The organism is Vibrio sp. 10N.247.311.49 (assembly GCF_041467655.1).
Lineage (GTDB): Bacteria > Pseudomonadota > Gammaproteobacteria > Enterobacterales > Vibrionaceae > Vibrio > Vibrio crassostreae_C.
In genome coordinates this window covers 160511-173693 of sequence record NZ_JBFSVA010000003.1, presented here as the reverse complement: position 1 = coordinate 173693, position 13183 = coordinate 160511, and the positions used below count along the sequence as shown (strand labels likewise).

At 46.4% G+C, this 13183-nt stretch carries 15 protein-coding genes; 7 read left to right on the top strand and 8 right to left on the bottom strand.

The genetic code is table 11. From position 1 onward, the window contains the following. Positions 1-161 precede the first annotated feature (161 nt). The 3 genes from secD to rlmJ all read left to right on the top strand — a co-directional run bounded on the left by secD (position 162) and on the right by rlmJ (position 4020). The gene (secD, locus tag AB6E54_RS05155) at positions 162-1961 is read left to right on the top strand and encodes a protein translocase subunit SecD (protein ID WP_372106710.1); all 1800 of its coding nucleotides are present in this window, start codon (positions 162-164) and stop codon (positions 1959-1961) included. A gap of 2 nt (positions 1962-1963) precedes the next feature. Next, positions 1964-2917, top strand: coding sequence for a protein translocase subunit SecF (gene secF / locus AB6E54_RS05150; protein WP_372106711.1), 954 nt, complete (start codon positions 1964-1966; stop codon positions 2915-2917). A gap of 236 nt (positions 2918-3153) precedes the next feature. Then, positions 3154-4020, top strand: coding sequence for a 23S rRNA (adenine(2030)-N(6))-methyltransferase RlmJ (gene rlmJ / locus AB6E54_RS05145; RefSeq protein WP_372106713.1), 867 nt, complete (start codon positions 3154-3156; stop codon positions 4018-4020). Between the two features lie 298 nt (positions 4021-4318). Here rlmJ and AB6E54_RS05140 read toward each other — a convergent pair whose 3' ends face one another. The 3 genes from AB6E54_RS05140 to AB6E54_RS05130 all read right to left on the bottom strand — a co-directional run bounded on the left by AB6E54_RS05140 (position 4319) and on the right by AB6E54_RS05130 (position 7490). Continuing rightward, complete coding sequence (locus tag AB6E54_RS05140; RefSeq protein WP_136974008.1) at positions 4319-5407, bottom strand: alkene reductase; 1089 nt, start codon at positions 5405-5407, stop codon at positions 4319-4321. An 84-nt stretch (positions 5408-5491) separates the two neighbouring features. Then, positions 5492-6700, bottom strand: a complete 1209-nt coding sequence (locus tag AB6E54_RS05135) for an MFS transporter (RefSeq protein WP_372106715.1) — start codon at positions 6698-6700, stop codon at positions 5492-5494. 106 nt (positions 6701-6806) lie between these two features. Continuing rightward, positions 6807-7490 carry an SDR family oxidoreductase gene (locus tag AB6E54_RS05130; protein ID WP_065583949.1) on the bottom strand — a complete coding sequence of 228 codons (684 nt, stop codon included), beginning with the start codon at positions 7488-7490 and terminating at the stop codon, positions 6807-6809. A gap of 173 nt (positions 7491-7663) precedes the next feature. Between AB6E54_RS05130 and AB6E54_RS05125 the strand changes: the two genes are divergently transcribed. The 4 genes from AB6E54_RS05125 to AB6E54_RS05110 all read left to right on the top strand — a co-directional run bounded on the left by AB6E54_RS05125 (position 7664) and on the right by AB6E54_RS05110 (position 10109). After that, complete coding sequence (locus AB6E54_RS05125) at positions 7664-8593, top strand: LysR family transcriptional regulator (RefSeq protein WP_372103032.1); 930 nt, start codon at positions 7664-7666, stop codon at positions 8591-8593. Positions 8594-8706: 113 nt separating this feature from the next. Then, positions 8707-9099, top strand: coding sequence for a GFA family protein (locus AB6E54_RS05120; RefSeq protein ID WP_102320400.1), 393 nt, complete (start codon positions 8707-8709; stop codon positions 9097-9099). A 28-nt stretch (positions 9100-9127) separates the two neighbouring features. Beyond that, positions 9128-9595 (top strand): OsmC family protein, encoded by a 468-nt coding sequence (locus tag AB6E54_RS05115; protein WP_017065091.1) that lies wholly within the window; start codon positions 9128-9130, stop codon positions 9593-9595. A 169-nt stretch (positions 9596-9764) separates the two neighbouring features. Further along, a complete protein-coding gene (locus AB6E54_RS05110; RefSeq protein WP_017061272.1) occupies positions 9765-10109 on the top strand; it encodes a ribosome recycling factor family protein in 345 nt (114 codons plus the stop codon). 144 nt (positions 10110-10253) lie between these two features. Here AB6E54_RS05110 and AB6E54_RS05105 read toward each other — a convergent pair whose 3' ends face one another. The 5 genes from AB6E54_RS05105 to AB6E54_RS05085 form a co-directional block, all read right to left on the bottom strand. After that, positions 10254-10493 (bottom strand): RNA-binding protein, encoded by a 240-nt coding sequence (locus tag AB6E54_RS05105; RefSeq protein ID WP_017061273.1) that lies wholly within the window; start codon positions 10491-10493, stop codon positions 10254-10256. A gap of 131 nt (positions 10494-10624) precedes the next feature. Next, complete coding sequence (locus AB6E54_RS05100; RefSeq protein WP_372106717.1) at positions 10625-11293, bottom strand: SDR family NAD(P)-dependent oxidoreductase; 669 nt, start codon at positions 11291-11293, stop codon at positions 10625-10627. A gap of 263 nt (positions 11294-11556) precedes the next feature. Continuing rightward, positions 11557-11820, bottom strand: a complete 264-nt coding sequence (locus AB6E54_RS05095) for a hypothetical protein (RefSeq protein WP_017061275.1) — start codon at positions 11818-11820, stop codon at positions 11557-11559. 246 nt (positions 11821-12066) lie between these two features. Further along, positions 12067-12609: a DUF3833 domain-containing protein gene (locus AB6E54_RS05090; protein ID WP_017061276.1), complete on the bottom strand. Its 543-nt coding sequence runs from the start codon at positions 12607-12609 to the stop codon at positions 12067-12069. Beyond that, positions 12606-13181, bottom strand: coding sequence for a chalcone isomerase family protein (locus AB6E54_RS05085; protein ID WP_017061277.1), 576 nt, complete (start codon positions 13179-13181; stop codon positions 12606-12608). The genes AB6E54_RS05090 and AB6E54_RS05085 overlap by 4 nt, the downstream gene beginning before the upstream one ends. Positions 13182-13183: the final 2 nt, after the last annotated feature.

Below are 13183 nucleotides of genomic sequence, written 5' to 3'. Positions count from 1 at the left end.
GTTCTGGTCGTGATTAGCCATCGCTCGTGTTCGCAAAATATTAGACATACCAATCGTAGTAAATAACTGGTCACCCTAGCTGGTTAAAATGCTCGATCACTGCTTTTTTCTGGTGCTATTTTTGAGCACGTATTTACGGTGATTGGTAGAAAGAAGAGATCTTGACTGTGAAAAAACGCATTCAAAGAAAACAAATAAACCACTACTCAAAGTGGAAATACGTGGTGCTTATCGCCACTATCATCATCATGGTTCTGAGTGCTTTACCTTCTTGGTATGGCGAGAATGCATCGGTTCAAATCAGCAATCGCTCTGAGCAGACAATCGATGCGACTCAAATTACTCAATACCTTGCGAGCGAAGGCATCCAAGCCAAATCTGCATTTCAAAAAGACAAACGTTTAGTCGTGATCTTAGAAGATGCTGAACAACAAGCGAAAGCCAAAGAGGTGCTGAATGAGCGCCTATTGGATAACGCGACGGTTGCGCTAGCGATGGAGCCAGCAGCTCCGAAATGGCTGACTGACATGGGCTTCGCACCGATTCAGCTAGGCCTTGATTTACGTGGTGGTGTGCAGTTCCTGTTAGAAGTAGACATGGAACCGGTTTACCACGCACAAGCGCAATCTGTAGTCGATGAAATCACCAGCCAAGTGCGTTATGCACGCGGTAAAGTGGTGAACAACCAAGTTGAGTTTAACTTCCGTACTGATGCCGATTTCGAGAAAGCACAGAAACTGATTCGCGAAGAGTTCCCACAATGGCAACGTGACCGTTCAGATAAATCGCTAACGTTAACTCAGTCTGAAGAAGAGCAAAGAACGCTACGTAATCTAACGGTTCAACAAAACCTGCAGATCATGCGCAGCCGTATTGAAGAGCTAGGCATCACTGAGGCATCGATTCAACGCCAAGGTGAAAGCCGTATCCGTATCGAATTACCGGGTGTACAAGACCCTGCAGCTGCGAAAGACGTGATTGGTGCTACGGCTTCATTAGCGTTCTACTCTGTGTACGACAACGCAACGCGCAATACTCAAACTCTGAAAGATTCAGATGGTAATCGCGTAGTGGTTGCTCGCAAAGCAGTGCTGAGCGGTGAACACATTATCGATGCTCGCAGTGGCATTGGTGAGATGGGCAGTGCAGAAGTCAACATTACGCTGGATTCTTCTGGTGGTAAGAAAATGTCCGAGTTCTCACGTCATAACATCGGTAAGCCAATGGCAACGGTGTACAGCGAATACAGCCGTGATAGAGCGGGCAACAGCAAGCAAGACAGTGAAGTGATTAGTGTGGCAAACATCCAATCTCAACTGGGTAGCCGCTTCAGAATCACTGGCGCAGGCAGTTTGGCAGACGCACAAGAGCTTGCGTTACTGTTGCGTGCGGGGTCATTGACTGCGCCTGTGACCATCATTGAAGAACGTACTATTGGCCCATCTTTGGGTGCTGAAAATGTAACCAACGGCTTTGCTGCTTTGGCTCTTGGCCTTGGTCTTACTCTAACGTTTATGGCGCTATGGTACCGCCGTCTTGGCTGGGTCGCGAACTGTGCATTGGTGGTTAACATGACCACGTTGTTTGGTTTGATTGCCTTGCTACCGGGTGCGGTATTAACTCTGCCGGGTATTGCGGGCTTGGTACTGACCGTTGGTATGGCGGTAGACACTAACGTGCTTATCTTCGAGCGTATTCGAGACAAGATGAAAGAAGGGCGCAGCTTTGCTAGCTCTATCGATCGTGGTTTCGATAGCGCATTCTCGTCAATTTTCGATGCTAACGTCACCACCATGATCGTTGCTGTGGCTCTATACACAATCGGTAATGGACCGATTCAGGGCTTCGCTCTGACACTGGGCTTAGGTCTTCTAACCAGTATGTTCACGGGCATTTTTGCTTCACGAGCGATCATCAATTTGGTTTGGGGGCGTGACCAACGCCACGATGTAAGGATTTAAGCATGAGTACTTCAAAAATGACTATTTCAGACCGCTATTTTTCAAATAGCTATATTTCGGATAAGAATATGACTCGCCTTCGTAAGGTGATGTCTGCGATATCTATTGTGCTGTTCATGAGCTCTGTGATGCTGGTGGCGGTGAAAGGTTTTAACTGGGGCTTGGACTTCACAGGTGGTGTGGTTGCTGAGGTTCAGCTCTCTGATCAAGTCACCAAAGATGCGTTAAAAACCAAGCTCGACACGGCTTTTCAACAAGACGTTCAAGTGGTCGGCATGGCAGAGCAGGATCGCTGGACTATTCGTTACAGCCAACTGACAGACGCTCCACAACCAAACTTAGTGGATGCTTTGTCATCGGTAAGTGACCAAGTAAAAGTGCTTAACAGCAGCGTGGTTGGGCCTCAAGTGGGTCAAGACATGGTTGACCAAGGTGGCTTGGCGGTATTGGTGTGTTTCCTAATGATCATGCTGTATCTGAGTGTACGGTTTGAATGGCGTTTGGCTCTGGGTGCGCTTGCCGCGATCATCTATGACGTGACGCTCATCTTGGGTCTATTCGCTTTTACTCAGTTTGAGTTCAACCTGACCGTATTGGCGGCCGTGCTAGCGATTCTCGGTTACTCATTGAATGACTCGATCATCATCGCCGACCGTGTGCGCGAAATGCTGCGCGGCAATCCAAACGGTGATACTGATAACCTGCTCAATGAATCGGTTAAAGCGACCTTCTCACGCACCATGGTGACTTCAGGAACAACGCTAATTACCGTATCTGCGCTTTGGCTACTTGGTGGCGCCGCGCTGCAAGGTTTCGCGATTGCACTGGTTGTAGGTATTGTCAGCGGTACGTGGTCTTCCGTTTCGGTCGGTATCACACTGCCCAAGTTACTTGGCCTACAGCCTTTTCACTACCAAGTGAAAGCGCCAGTGGAAGTTGAGGGTGAGTACCCTTAGTCAAGCTAAGCTAGCTTATGCACGCTAGGCCGATTTACTTACGCTATTAACCTAAACCAATAATGAAAGCCCTTGAACTCACTTAGCCCCCTAAGTAAGTTCAGGGGCTTTATTTTTATATAAGAGTCAATTGGTTAGAGAAAAGTGAGCCTATTTCAAAAAACGATGGATTGAGCAGGCAAGCCCTCATGATATGAAGTATGTTTAGATGACGTTAGTAGAAATGAGGCAAGGGAATGGAATATCGACATCAATGTCATGTAGGCGACCACGGTGATGCACTGAAGCATCCAGTATTGAGTGCACTTGTTCAGTCATTAATGCAGCAGCATTCACGCCTCAATGTTATCGACACGCACTCAGGTACAGGGTGTTATGACCTCACTACCGCACCAAGTAATCACGCCGGTGAGTTTGCTGAAGGGGTCGGGTACTTGTGGCGCAATAAGGCTTCTCTTCCTCCGGCATTCGCTTCTTTTATGTCGGTACTGGAGTACTATAATCCGAATCAACTTATCTCTTTGTATCCGGGTTCTGCCGCCATCACTTACCAACAAGGTCGCAGCCAAGATAGCTTCTATTTTTCAGACATTCAGCAAGATGAAGCTGATTTACTGCAAACCAATATTGAGAAGTTACAATGTAACCTAGATATTTCAAGCAAGCTTACGATTAGCGCAGGTGATGGGCTTAAAGCGTTACCTGATGACGTTGCTAAACATGACAACCACCATCTGATTGTTATCGACCCACCCTATGAAACCGATTCAGAATATCTCGCGGTGATTGATGCCTTGGTTAAGGCTTATCAACAGTCTGAGAAAGTATCTGCCTTGATTTGGTATCCACTTTATACGGATGACAAGAGCTCACTGATTCTGAACCACTGTGTGACAGCGGTGAAAGATGGTTTACTACCAAGTCCAATTAAATCTGAATTGCGACTAAGAGATCCCAAGGGTGACGATCGTCTGATCGGCAGTGGTTTACTGTTGTTCAATCCACCACAAGGCATTGCTGGAACAGTGGCTGATACTCTGGATTACTTACATAGTCAGCTCGCAACCAATGGTGAGGGTTATTGGCAAATGAGAAGTCTATAAATCTGATTTATATGGGGTTTATGATGAATTTCTAGACGCTGTTCACTAAATCACTGTTATTTATGTGGTTTAAATTGACCAAACGCTAACTTTTATCGATTGATTAATTGCAGTGAATCATTTAAAAATAGAATATCAATGCGCACAAGTGCATAATGGCTCATAAGTTAAATAATTAGTCCCAGATTAATATCAGATTGTGGTTTACCCCCTAAACTGCATTAGGCTCGCACTAGTCATGCGAGCCTTTCTTTTGCCTGAAGGAAAATCTAAGGCAGTTCTATCAATTTAAGATTCACTACAACACTGGATAATCGATATAGCCTTTTTCGTTGCCACCGAACAGGGTGGCGCCGTCGAGCTCTGATAGTTCGCTGCCGTTTTGTAGGCGTGAAACTAGATCTGGGTTAGCAACGAATGGGCGACCAAATGCGACGAGATCGGCGTAGCCTTTGCTTAGTACTTCTTCGGCGCGTTGTGGTGTGTAGCTGCCGGCAACGATGATGGTGTTAGAGAACAAGGCTCTTAGTTCGACACGGAAGCTTTCAGGGATAACTGGAGCATCATCCCAGTCGGCTTCTGATAGGTGCAGGTAAGCGATGTCTCGATCTTGAAGTGCCTTCGATGCCTCTAAAATCGTTGGTACGATATCTGGGCAGTTCATGTCTTTGAAGGTGATGAACGGCGCCAAGCGCACACCTACTTTATCGGCACCTATCTCTTCAATCACAGCATCAACCACTTCGATTAGGAAGCGAAGTCGGTTCTCGCGGCTACCGCCGTAGTTGTCGGTGCGTTTGTTTGAGTTGGTTCTTAGGAACTGATCAATCAGGTAGCCATTGCCACCGTGTATTTCCACTCCGTTGAACCCTGCCTCGACTGCTTTTTTCGCTGAGTTAGCAAAATCTTGAACAACACGATCGATATCGGCTTGGGTCATCTCTCTTGGTTGGATGCAATCCACCATGTTGCCGTTACCATTCTCATCAGAGATCCAAACCTGCGTTTCTATTGGAGCTAATGCAGAAGGTGCAATCGGTAACTCGCCTTTTTGAAAGGTAGGGTGTGATACTCGGCCTACATGCCATAGCTGGCAGAATATCGCGGCACCTTGTGCTTTTGCTGCTGTTGTTACTGACTTCCAACCTTCGATTTGTGCATCGGTATAAACGCCGGGTGTGAATGAGTAACCTTGAGAGTCATCAGAGATCTGCGTTGCTTCCGTGATGATCAGCCCTGCACTTGCGCGTTGTTGGTAATAGGTTGCCATCATGTCGTTTGGCACGTTTCCAGGTTGGCTAGTACGAGCGCGTGTCATGGGTGCCATAACCACGCGGTTTTGTAGTGCTAGGCCTTTCAGTTCTGATGCTTCGAATAACTTGTTCATGGTCTCTACCTTTATGAATTTTTAGTGCTGTGCCAATTCCAGTTTGATAATGAATTGGCACTTTGAAGTTACGGAGTTCTTAAATTATTTAGCTTCTGTTGGTGCAAATATTGAGTTGCTTTGTGGTTTCTCGTTTCGGTTAGCTTTAGCGATTAAGAACAATCCGACGATAGGAACCACAACGGCTGCGAACGGAATCATGCCTGCGCCTAGTTGGCTGTCGAGTACCATGCCGCCAAGGAATCCACCAAAGGCATTGGCTAAGTTAAACGCTGAGATATTCGCAGTTGCTGCTAGCTCTTGCCCTTCGCCACCGTGGTTCATTACTCGAAGTTGCATGGCAGGGACGTTCGCAAATGATGCAATACCAAAGACAAATGCAGCTGCAACGAAGAGGATTTTGTTGTCTACCACAAGGCCAACCACCACCAATGACACGATCATTGCGACAGCCCAAAACATTGAAGCTTTGCCTAGGTTTTTATCTGAAGAGCGTCCGCCCAAGGTGTTACCGATGATTAAGCCGACACCCACAATCACTAAGATCCAAGTAACAGACTCTTGACCGTAGCCGGTGATGTGCATAGCGATTGGCGCAAGGTATCCGTATAGCGTCATGAAGCCAGACCAAGCAAAAGCAGTGATTGCCAAGCTGATCAGCAGCATTGGGTTTTTGAACGCTAGAAGCTGAGTTTTGATGTCTTTCGCTTCACTGTGACCTGTCGATTTAATCGATATCAAAATGGCAAGCATCGCGATAGTGCCAAGTGCTGCCACGGTAAAGAAAGTAGTGTGCCAGCCGAATTGCAAGCTGACCCATGTACCAGCTGGAACGCCAAGAACGTTAGCGAGTGTTAAGCCTGCGAACATTTGGCCAACGGCACGACCTGCCATTTTTTCAGACACTAAGTTGGTTGCAACAACCGCACCGATACCATAAAAAGGGCCTTGCACTAAGCCTGCGATAACACGGCTGGCAAGTAGAAGTGGGTAGCTAGGAGCAAGGGCTGATAAGACATTACCGATGATGAACAGTGCCATTAAGCCAATCAGTACCATCTTCTTGTTAAAACGTGCGAGGTAGATGGTTAAGATCGGGCCACCAATAACGATAGCCAATGCGTAAGCACTGATTAGGTATCCGGCTTGACCTTCGGTGATCGAAAGGGATGTGGCAATTTGTGGAAGGATGCCTGCAATAACAAACTCAGCGGTGCCGATGGCAAAAGCTGCGAGTGTCAGTATCCAAACTTGGAATGGGATCTTTTCTTTATGGATCGCTTCTGATTTCATAGTGAAGTACCTGTGTTAATTCTTGTTTGTTAGGACGTGAGATACACGCCCTAACGATTGTTCTTTATGTCTTTGCTTCTTTGCTTCTTTGCTTCTTTGCGGAGTGTTAGCCGAGTAGAGCGCCGCCATCGATATCGATGATTGACCCAGTGACGTATGGGTTATTAATTGCGAACAGGTAACCCATGGCTATCTCTGAAGGCTCGCCAACCTTACCTGCGGGTAGGTTGTTTTTGGCGTTGTCGTACATGTTTGCACGAGCGGAATCGTCCATGTTTTTGTAGGCTTCCGTCATGGTTAAACCCGGGCTAACGGCATTGACTCGAATGGGTGATAGCTCTTTCGCCAGTATTTTGGTTACGCTTTCTAGTGCGGCGTTGATGGCGGTTTTTACGTAAGTACCAGCAACAACTTTGCGTGACAACATACCAGTTGTGAAGGTGATAGAGCCGTTTGGCGTCATGTAGCGTGCGGCATGTTTGGCTACGTTTAAGCTGCCCCAAAACTTAGTGTCAAAAGCTGTCTTAGCGTTTGCGGTTGCTACGTCTGTTACTTTTCCTGCGGGAGCGGATGAGCCAGCCGTTACGATTAAGTGGTCAAACACGCCAATCGATTCGAAGTATTCACAAATCGACTTTTCATCGGTGATATCAACGCCTGTGTGTCGGCTGGCAATATGTACCGTGTTGTTCTCGTTTCTTAGTTGCATCGCTAGTGCTTTGCCGATACCTGATGTGCCACCAATGATGACGAAAGTGCGTTGCTCTTGTTTAGTCGATTCGTTAGTCATTCTCTGAATTCCTGCGTTGTTCTGTTGATGTTTGCCATTATATTTATTCGACTAAATTTGATAATTGGTTAAAATATAAATTCATTATTCGGTTAAGCTGAATAGTGTGACTGAGTATTCAAATCGAGCATTAAGATCGAGAAGTAAGACGAAGAGGTGGAAGCGAGAATCGTATGGATAAGTTTTCAGATATGGCGATGTTCGTCAGTATTGTTAAGCATCACGGGTTAGCGGCGGCGGGGCGCGAACTGGGTTTATCGCCTGCGACCATGACAGCAAGGCTGCAGGCGCTTGAAGAACGATATGGTGTGAAGTTGTTGAATCGAAGTACGCGTCATGTGTCTTTGACCGACTCTGGAGATCTGTATCACAAGGCATGTTTGGAGATTTTAGACAACGTCAGTGAGGCCGAAAACCTGATTCAAAATGGCGTAAAAGAAGTCAAAGGCTCGCTAAAAATCGCCGCGCCAAAAGACATCGGAAAGCAGTACATTCTTCCTATTTTGTCGGAGTTTTGCCAGCAGTATCCGGACGTTATTCCTTACCTGTATTTGAACGATAACCTCTCGAACATTGCTGAATCTGGCATGGATATCGTGGTCCGTTATGGTGAACTGGTCGACAGCAGTTTGATATCCAGACGCTTATCGCCAAGCCGACGTGTGCTGTGCGCTTCTCCTGAATACCTCGCTAAACACGGGACGCCGTTGACGCCGCAAGACTTGGTTGAACACGACTGTTTGGCGATGCTGCGGAGTAATGAAGAGCTCAAGACATGGCACTTCCAAGATCATGATATGAAGAAGGCTGTGACGGTTGTGCCGAAGCGATTTTCAGATGATGGTGAAGTGATTCGGTACTGGGCATTAAAAGGTGAGGGCATTGCGCTTAAATCGGTGCTGGATGTGCAAGACGACATCAATAACCAACGCCTTGTGACTCTGCTTAATGGCTACATGAAAAACTTCAATACCGCGATGTCGGTGTCGAGCGCCGATTTGAATGTGGTGTACATCAGCAAGAAATATCAGCCCAAGCGTATCCGGTTGTTTCTTGATTTCTTGTTTGAGCGGTTTGGCGATTTGGTTGAAAAGTCTAGTTAGATTAGCCGAGAAGCAGCGCATGACAGATCTCTCGAACTCAACACCCGGGTACGGACAGAGAACATTGAACTGGTTATGATACGACCAACATAAGGATGTGATTGGAGAGAAAAATGAAAGTCGTCGGAGATACGGTTATCCAACCTTTTCACAAGGCAACCTGCCATTGCGGTGCGGTTGAACTAGAGTTCAGCTTACCTAACGGGATAGAAAAACCACGTCGCTGCGATTGCTCTATCTGTCGTCGAAAAGGCGCGATTGTTGGTTCTGTTGCGTTGGATGGTATCAAGATCCTCAAAGGTGCCGAGCATCTCAAGTTATATCAATTCAATACCAACACCGCGAAGCACTACTTTTGCTCAAACTGCGGTATCTATACCCACCATCAACGTCGCTCTAGCCCAAATGAATACGGGTTCAATATTGGTTGTTTGGAAGGGGTGAACCCTTTTGATATTGGTGATGTGGTGACCAACGATGGTGTCAATCATCCAGCTGATCGTTAATTTATTGAGCATAAAAAAGGAAGGAATTATGTCTGAATACGGAGCGATCATTCGCTGGAAAAAAGCAGAAGATGAAGTCTTTAGCGACAATCAATACAGTCGAGGTCATACGTGGGAGTTCGATGGTGGTGTCACTGTGCCTGCTTCGTCCTCTCCACATGTTGTGCCACTGCCGTTTTCGGTGGAAGCGAATGTTGATCCAGAAGAAGCGTTTATCGCGGCACTTTCTAGCTGCCATATGCTGACGTTTTTGGGCATTGCCGCAAAGCAGAAGTACGTGATCGACTCCTATGTCGATGATGCGATTGGTGTGCTGGAAGAAGATGAATCTGGCCGCTCATCGGTCACTAAGGTGACTCTGCGCCCTAAAATTGTGTTTTTAGGTACCAAAAAGCCCACCGCCAAGCAGCTCGACAAACTGCACCACTTGGCGCACAAAAACTGCTTTATCGCGAACTCGGTAAAAACGGACATTGTGGTAGAAACTAAAGCGTAAACCACACACGTTAACATCCAAAAACCGCGAGGTTGCTTAGTGCATCACTGGCGGTTTTTTTGTGTCTGTGTAATCCTACGTACGGTTTTAATTGAGTGACAGTTAGAAAGTTTTGAGAGATAGGTAGAGAGCTCTTGAATGGTAGGAATAGATTGATTAGCAGAGAGTTATGTTTAGCGTCCCATTGAATAGTTTTGTACATCGTGTGAGTGATAAAAGCCAAGTGATGGTGAATGCTGCGGAATGTGGATGTCAGTTGAAACGAGTTCGTCGTTCGCGTAATTGGCTGTTGGTCGCTCAAGAGTATCAACTCGTTGAATTTAAAACGATGTTAACCCATGAAAAAGACGGTTGGATAGCAATTGCAATCGACAAAGTGCTGCCTAAACCCGTGGTGTGTTTGGCATCTCTGTTGGCCGCTACACCTTCAATGACTGTGGCTCAGCTGGTGATGGAATCTGGATGTTCAATGGCCGAAGCAAGACGTGCTATTGATGAACATGAAGGTCTGTAGGCGTATTCAAATCGTGTGAAAAGAGAATTGCGAGCAGCAAAAAGCCCGTAACGATATTGCGCTGGAAAACGTCATATCGTTACGGGCTTTATCATCTGTGCTGCTGTTAAGCTAAGCCATGCGGCTTATGAAGCATTGAATCGATTAAGAGTTCGCTACTTTTACACGAATCGTGTTTTTGCCAAGCTTTGACAAGTTCAGCTTGTTTAGTGCCGCTTTAGCTTCTTCTTGCTCTGGCATTTCAACAAAAGCGAAGCCTTTTGAGTCGCCAGTTTCTTGGTCTAAAACTAGGCTGCACTCTTTTACTGAGCCAAACTCAGAAAATAGCACACGGATGTCTTGCTCAGAGGTAGAGCGCGATAGGTTACGAACTAGAAGTTTCATAATAAACCTTGAATATGAATTTACGCCGAGCATTGTCGCACACTTTCATGCTCACCCTCACAAATAATTACTCTAATCATTTCTTTGGTAATGTGTCGCTCTATTTGCCGATTAAGCGAGCTGTTTACCTGCTAGCCGCGGTTTATCGTGATATCTGACACGAATCCATGCTCTGTGCTGGTCAACGCCTGTTGTAGCATCTGAGCGGCTTCTTGCGCGGTCATAAAGCTCGAGGTATCCCTGCCTTTACCGCTTGTATTCCAAAACTCGGTCGCCATTCCTCCAGGGTAAACCGCCACGATTTTCATCGGGTGACCTTTTAGCTCTAACCTTACCGATTCGATAAAGCCTTTCACGGCCCATTTTGCCGCGCAGTAGGTGGACTCTTCAGCTTTAGCACCTTGTGCCGCCGTCGACATCACCACAGCGATGGTGACCGATTGATCTTTGTAGCGCTGTACAAGCTCGCGAATCAAAAAGATCGAAGACTCAATATTGTTCTTCAGCATGTCGCTGATGATGGTTGGATCTTGCTGTTCTATCTTACCGAAGTACCCACTGCCAGCGCTGTGGATCACCAGCTTCGGCATTTCAGGTAACGCATCCAATAACTCGCTCACTGAGTGCGGGTCACAGAGATCACACGCTTGGCTAATGGTATTCGCAGGTAGGCCTTGCGCCACTTCTGCTAAACGTTGTGCATTGCGACCTGTAATGGCTACGCGCTGAGCGTCGGCGTTAGCATATTGTTTCGCGAGAGCTGCGCCTAAACCGCTGCTTGATCCGGTAATTAAAATCATACTGTCTTCAATTTGTAGAGTTGATTCGAGATAGTAAGGGGCTAGGCTAAGATTTTCTGAGATCTATGGCTAAAGTTGATCGATAGCCTGGTTGATAGGTTAATAGCTTGGGTGATCGGTCGAGCGGTAAGGCTGAGCTAAGAAAGTGGGGGAAAGCCGTTAAGAATCGACGGGCTTAGCAAGAAATAACAGCGTTAAAAAACAACGAACTAACAAGTAAAAGCGCCGGCATAGAGCCAGCGCTTTTGAGTAATCATAAGTGATTATTCGTCGTCGAACTGTTTGATCGTGAACGCGTCTTCGATTCGGTTAAGCTCTTCTTGTTCTTTCACTCGCTTCTCTTCTTGCAGAGTCGCTCTCGTTTCGTTGAAACGTTTTTTCTCTGACTTAGTCAGGAATTTTACAGCTTTTTTGTTGGTCAGTGCGTAAGCAACTACGTCTTCACCTTTTTCTCTGCGGTCGTTTACGCGTTGTGAGAAACGTTCATTGTCGCGAGCTTTACGCTCCGCTGAGGTCAACTTGCTCATGCTTTAAAGCCTTTTCAATTATTCATGGTAGGGAATCTACGCTTAGCGAAACAAATGGGGACTGCTTAGTGTCAGTCTAGTCCATTTGTATGCTGGTGGCGCATCTTAGCACAATGGCTTGAGCATGCAGGTATGCTATTCGAGGGATCAAACAAAACAGCCCACAATTTTCGTTGTGGGCTGTTTTGTTACTTACTGTAGATGTAGTCATCGTTTTAAAACTAAGAATCAGAAACGGCAGTTACATCAAATCTTCTCGATGTATAAGATGACCTCTCCGACTTTAAAGCCAAACTTAGACATCTCAGTCTTGTTGAACAAGCGTTTATCGTCCATTAAGAACATCCAATCATCGAGCACCACTTCATAGGTGCTGCCGTCTACTTCAATCTCTAAGTCATATTTCCAATACAGCGCAGAACCTTGGGTTTCACCATAAGCGGTTCCAACGACATCGTTGGCAGTCCCAGAATAGGTGTTTTCGCCCGTTTTGATCAGATTCCAAACGCGAGTTGAGCGCTCGCCATCAGCAAAAGAGAACCACTCTTTTATTTCTCCGTTGTCACCGTCCCAAGTCGCGATCAGTTTGGCATCAAAGCGGCGCAGTAAGTTACCAGAGCGGTCTAGCACCATGCCGTAGGCCATTAGCTCGCCATTAAAAAAGGTTTCAAGCTTGAGCTCTGGCGTAGTGTCGACATGGTCTTCTAAACTTGCAGAGCCACAGCCCACTAGCCAAGTGAGTGAAAAAAATGCCAGAGCAAATTTTATTATTGTTGTTTTTGGATTCATTTGTTCAAACCTAAAAGTTGTTTACGAAGACCGGGTTCAGAGGTGTTTTCAGACAACCAAATCGCTAGAAAGGCTTCACCAAATTGCTTGTCTTGGATGGTGCCGATCGGTTGTTCATCGAAATAAAAACGACTTACGTTATCTTCAGCGACACGAATCGTGAGTGTGCTTCCTTCTTCCACGTTCGGCCACATCGCGTACAAGGGTTTCAACCATCGTTGAATGTTGCTGTCAGAGTAGCCAAGCTTGTTCCACTGATCTTCGGTAGCGTCTACGAGGTCTTTGCTATCGATAGAGCGGTAATACTCAAGCTTCAAAGCTCGTTCGGAGTTGGTTGGAGTTGCGTAGAATTCTGCCGAGTAGAGAGTCCAAAACAGGTAACTCATTTCACCCTCACCACGTTTGTTCAGATCATCGACAGCAGAGGCTCTAGCGTGTCCGGCAAATAACAGCGCAGCAAAGATTAACGGGAGAGTAATAAAGCTTAGAAGTGTGTTTTTTGCTTGCTGATGAGCGCGAACAATACCTCGCTCAGGTTTGAACGTTTGTGTCGGGTTGCGTGGATAAGCCATAA

Excerpts from the sequence above, each read along its gene's own strand:
- AB6E54_RS05120 (WP_102320400.1), top strand. The coding sequence starts at position 8,707 with ATGAAAGTCGTCGGAGATACGGTTATCCAACCTTTTCACAAGGCAACC.
- AB6E54_RS05095 (WP_017061275.1), bottom strand. The coding sequence starts at position 11,820 with ATGAGCAAGTTGACCTCAGCGGAGCGTAAAGCTCGCGACAATGAACGT.
- AB6E54_RS05085 (WP_017061277.1), bottom strand. The coding sequence starts at position 13,181 with ATGGCTTATCCACGCAACCCGACACAAACGTTCAAACCTGAGCGAGGT.
- AB6E54_RS05125 (WP_372103032.1), top strand. The coding sequence starts at position 7,664 with ATGGATAAGTTTTCAGATATGGCGATGTTCGTCAGTATTGTTAAGCAT.
- AB6E54_RS05105 (WP_017061273.1), bottom strand. The coding sequence starts at position 10,493 with ATGAAACTTCTAGTTCGTAACCTATCGCGCTCTACCTCTGAGCAAGAC.
- AB6E54_RS05100 (WP_372106717.1), bottom strand. The coding sequence starts at position 11,293 with ATGATTTTAATTACCGGATCAAGCAGCGGTTTAGGCGCAGCTCTCGCG.
- rlmJ (WP_372106713.1), top strand. The coding sequence starts at position 3,154 with ATGGAATATCGACATCAATGTCATGTAGGCGACCACGGTGATGCACTG.
- AB6E54_RS05140 (WP_136974008.1), bottom strand. The coding sequence starts at position 5,407 with ATGAACAAGTTATTCGAAGCATCAGAACTGAAAGGCCTAGCACTACAA.
- AB6E54_RS05130 (WP_065583949.1), bottom strand. The coding sequence starts at position 7,490 with ATGACTAACGAATCGACTAAACAAGAGCAACGCACTTTCGTCATCATT.
- AB6E54_RS05090 (WP_017061276.1), bottom strand. The coding sequence starts at position 12,609 with ATGAATCCAAAAACAACAATAATAAAATTTGCTCTGGCATTTTTTTCA.
- AB6E54_RS05110 (WP_017061272.1), top strand. The coding sequence starts at position 9,765 with ATGTTTAGCGTCCCATTGAATAGTTTTGTACATCGTGTGAGTGATAAA.
- AB6E54_RS05115 (WP_017065091.1), top strand. The coding sequence starts at position 9,128 with ATGTCTGAATACGGAGCGATCATTCGCTGGAAAAAAGCAGAAGATGAA.
- secF (WP_372106711.1), top strand. The coding sequence starts at position 1,964 with ATGAGTACTTCAAAAATGACTATTTCAGACCGCTATTTTTCAAATAGC.
- AB6E54_RS05135 (WP_372106715.1), bottom strand. The coding sequence starts at position 6,700 with ATGAAATCAGAAGCGATCCATAAAGAAAAGATCCCATTCCAAGTTTGG.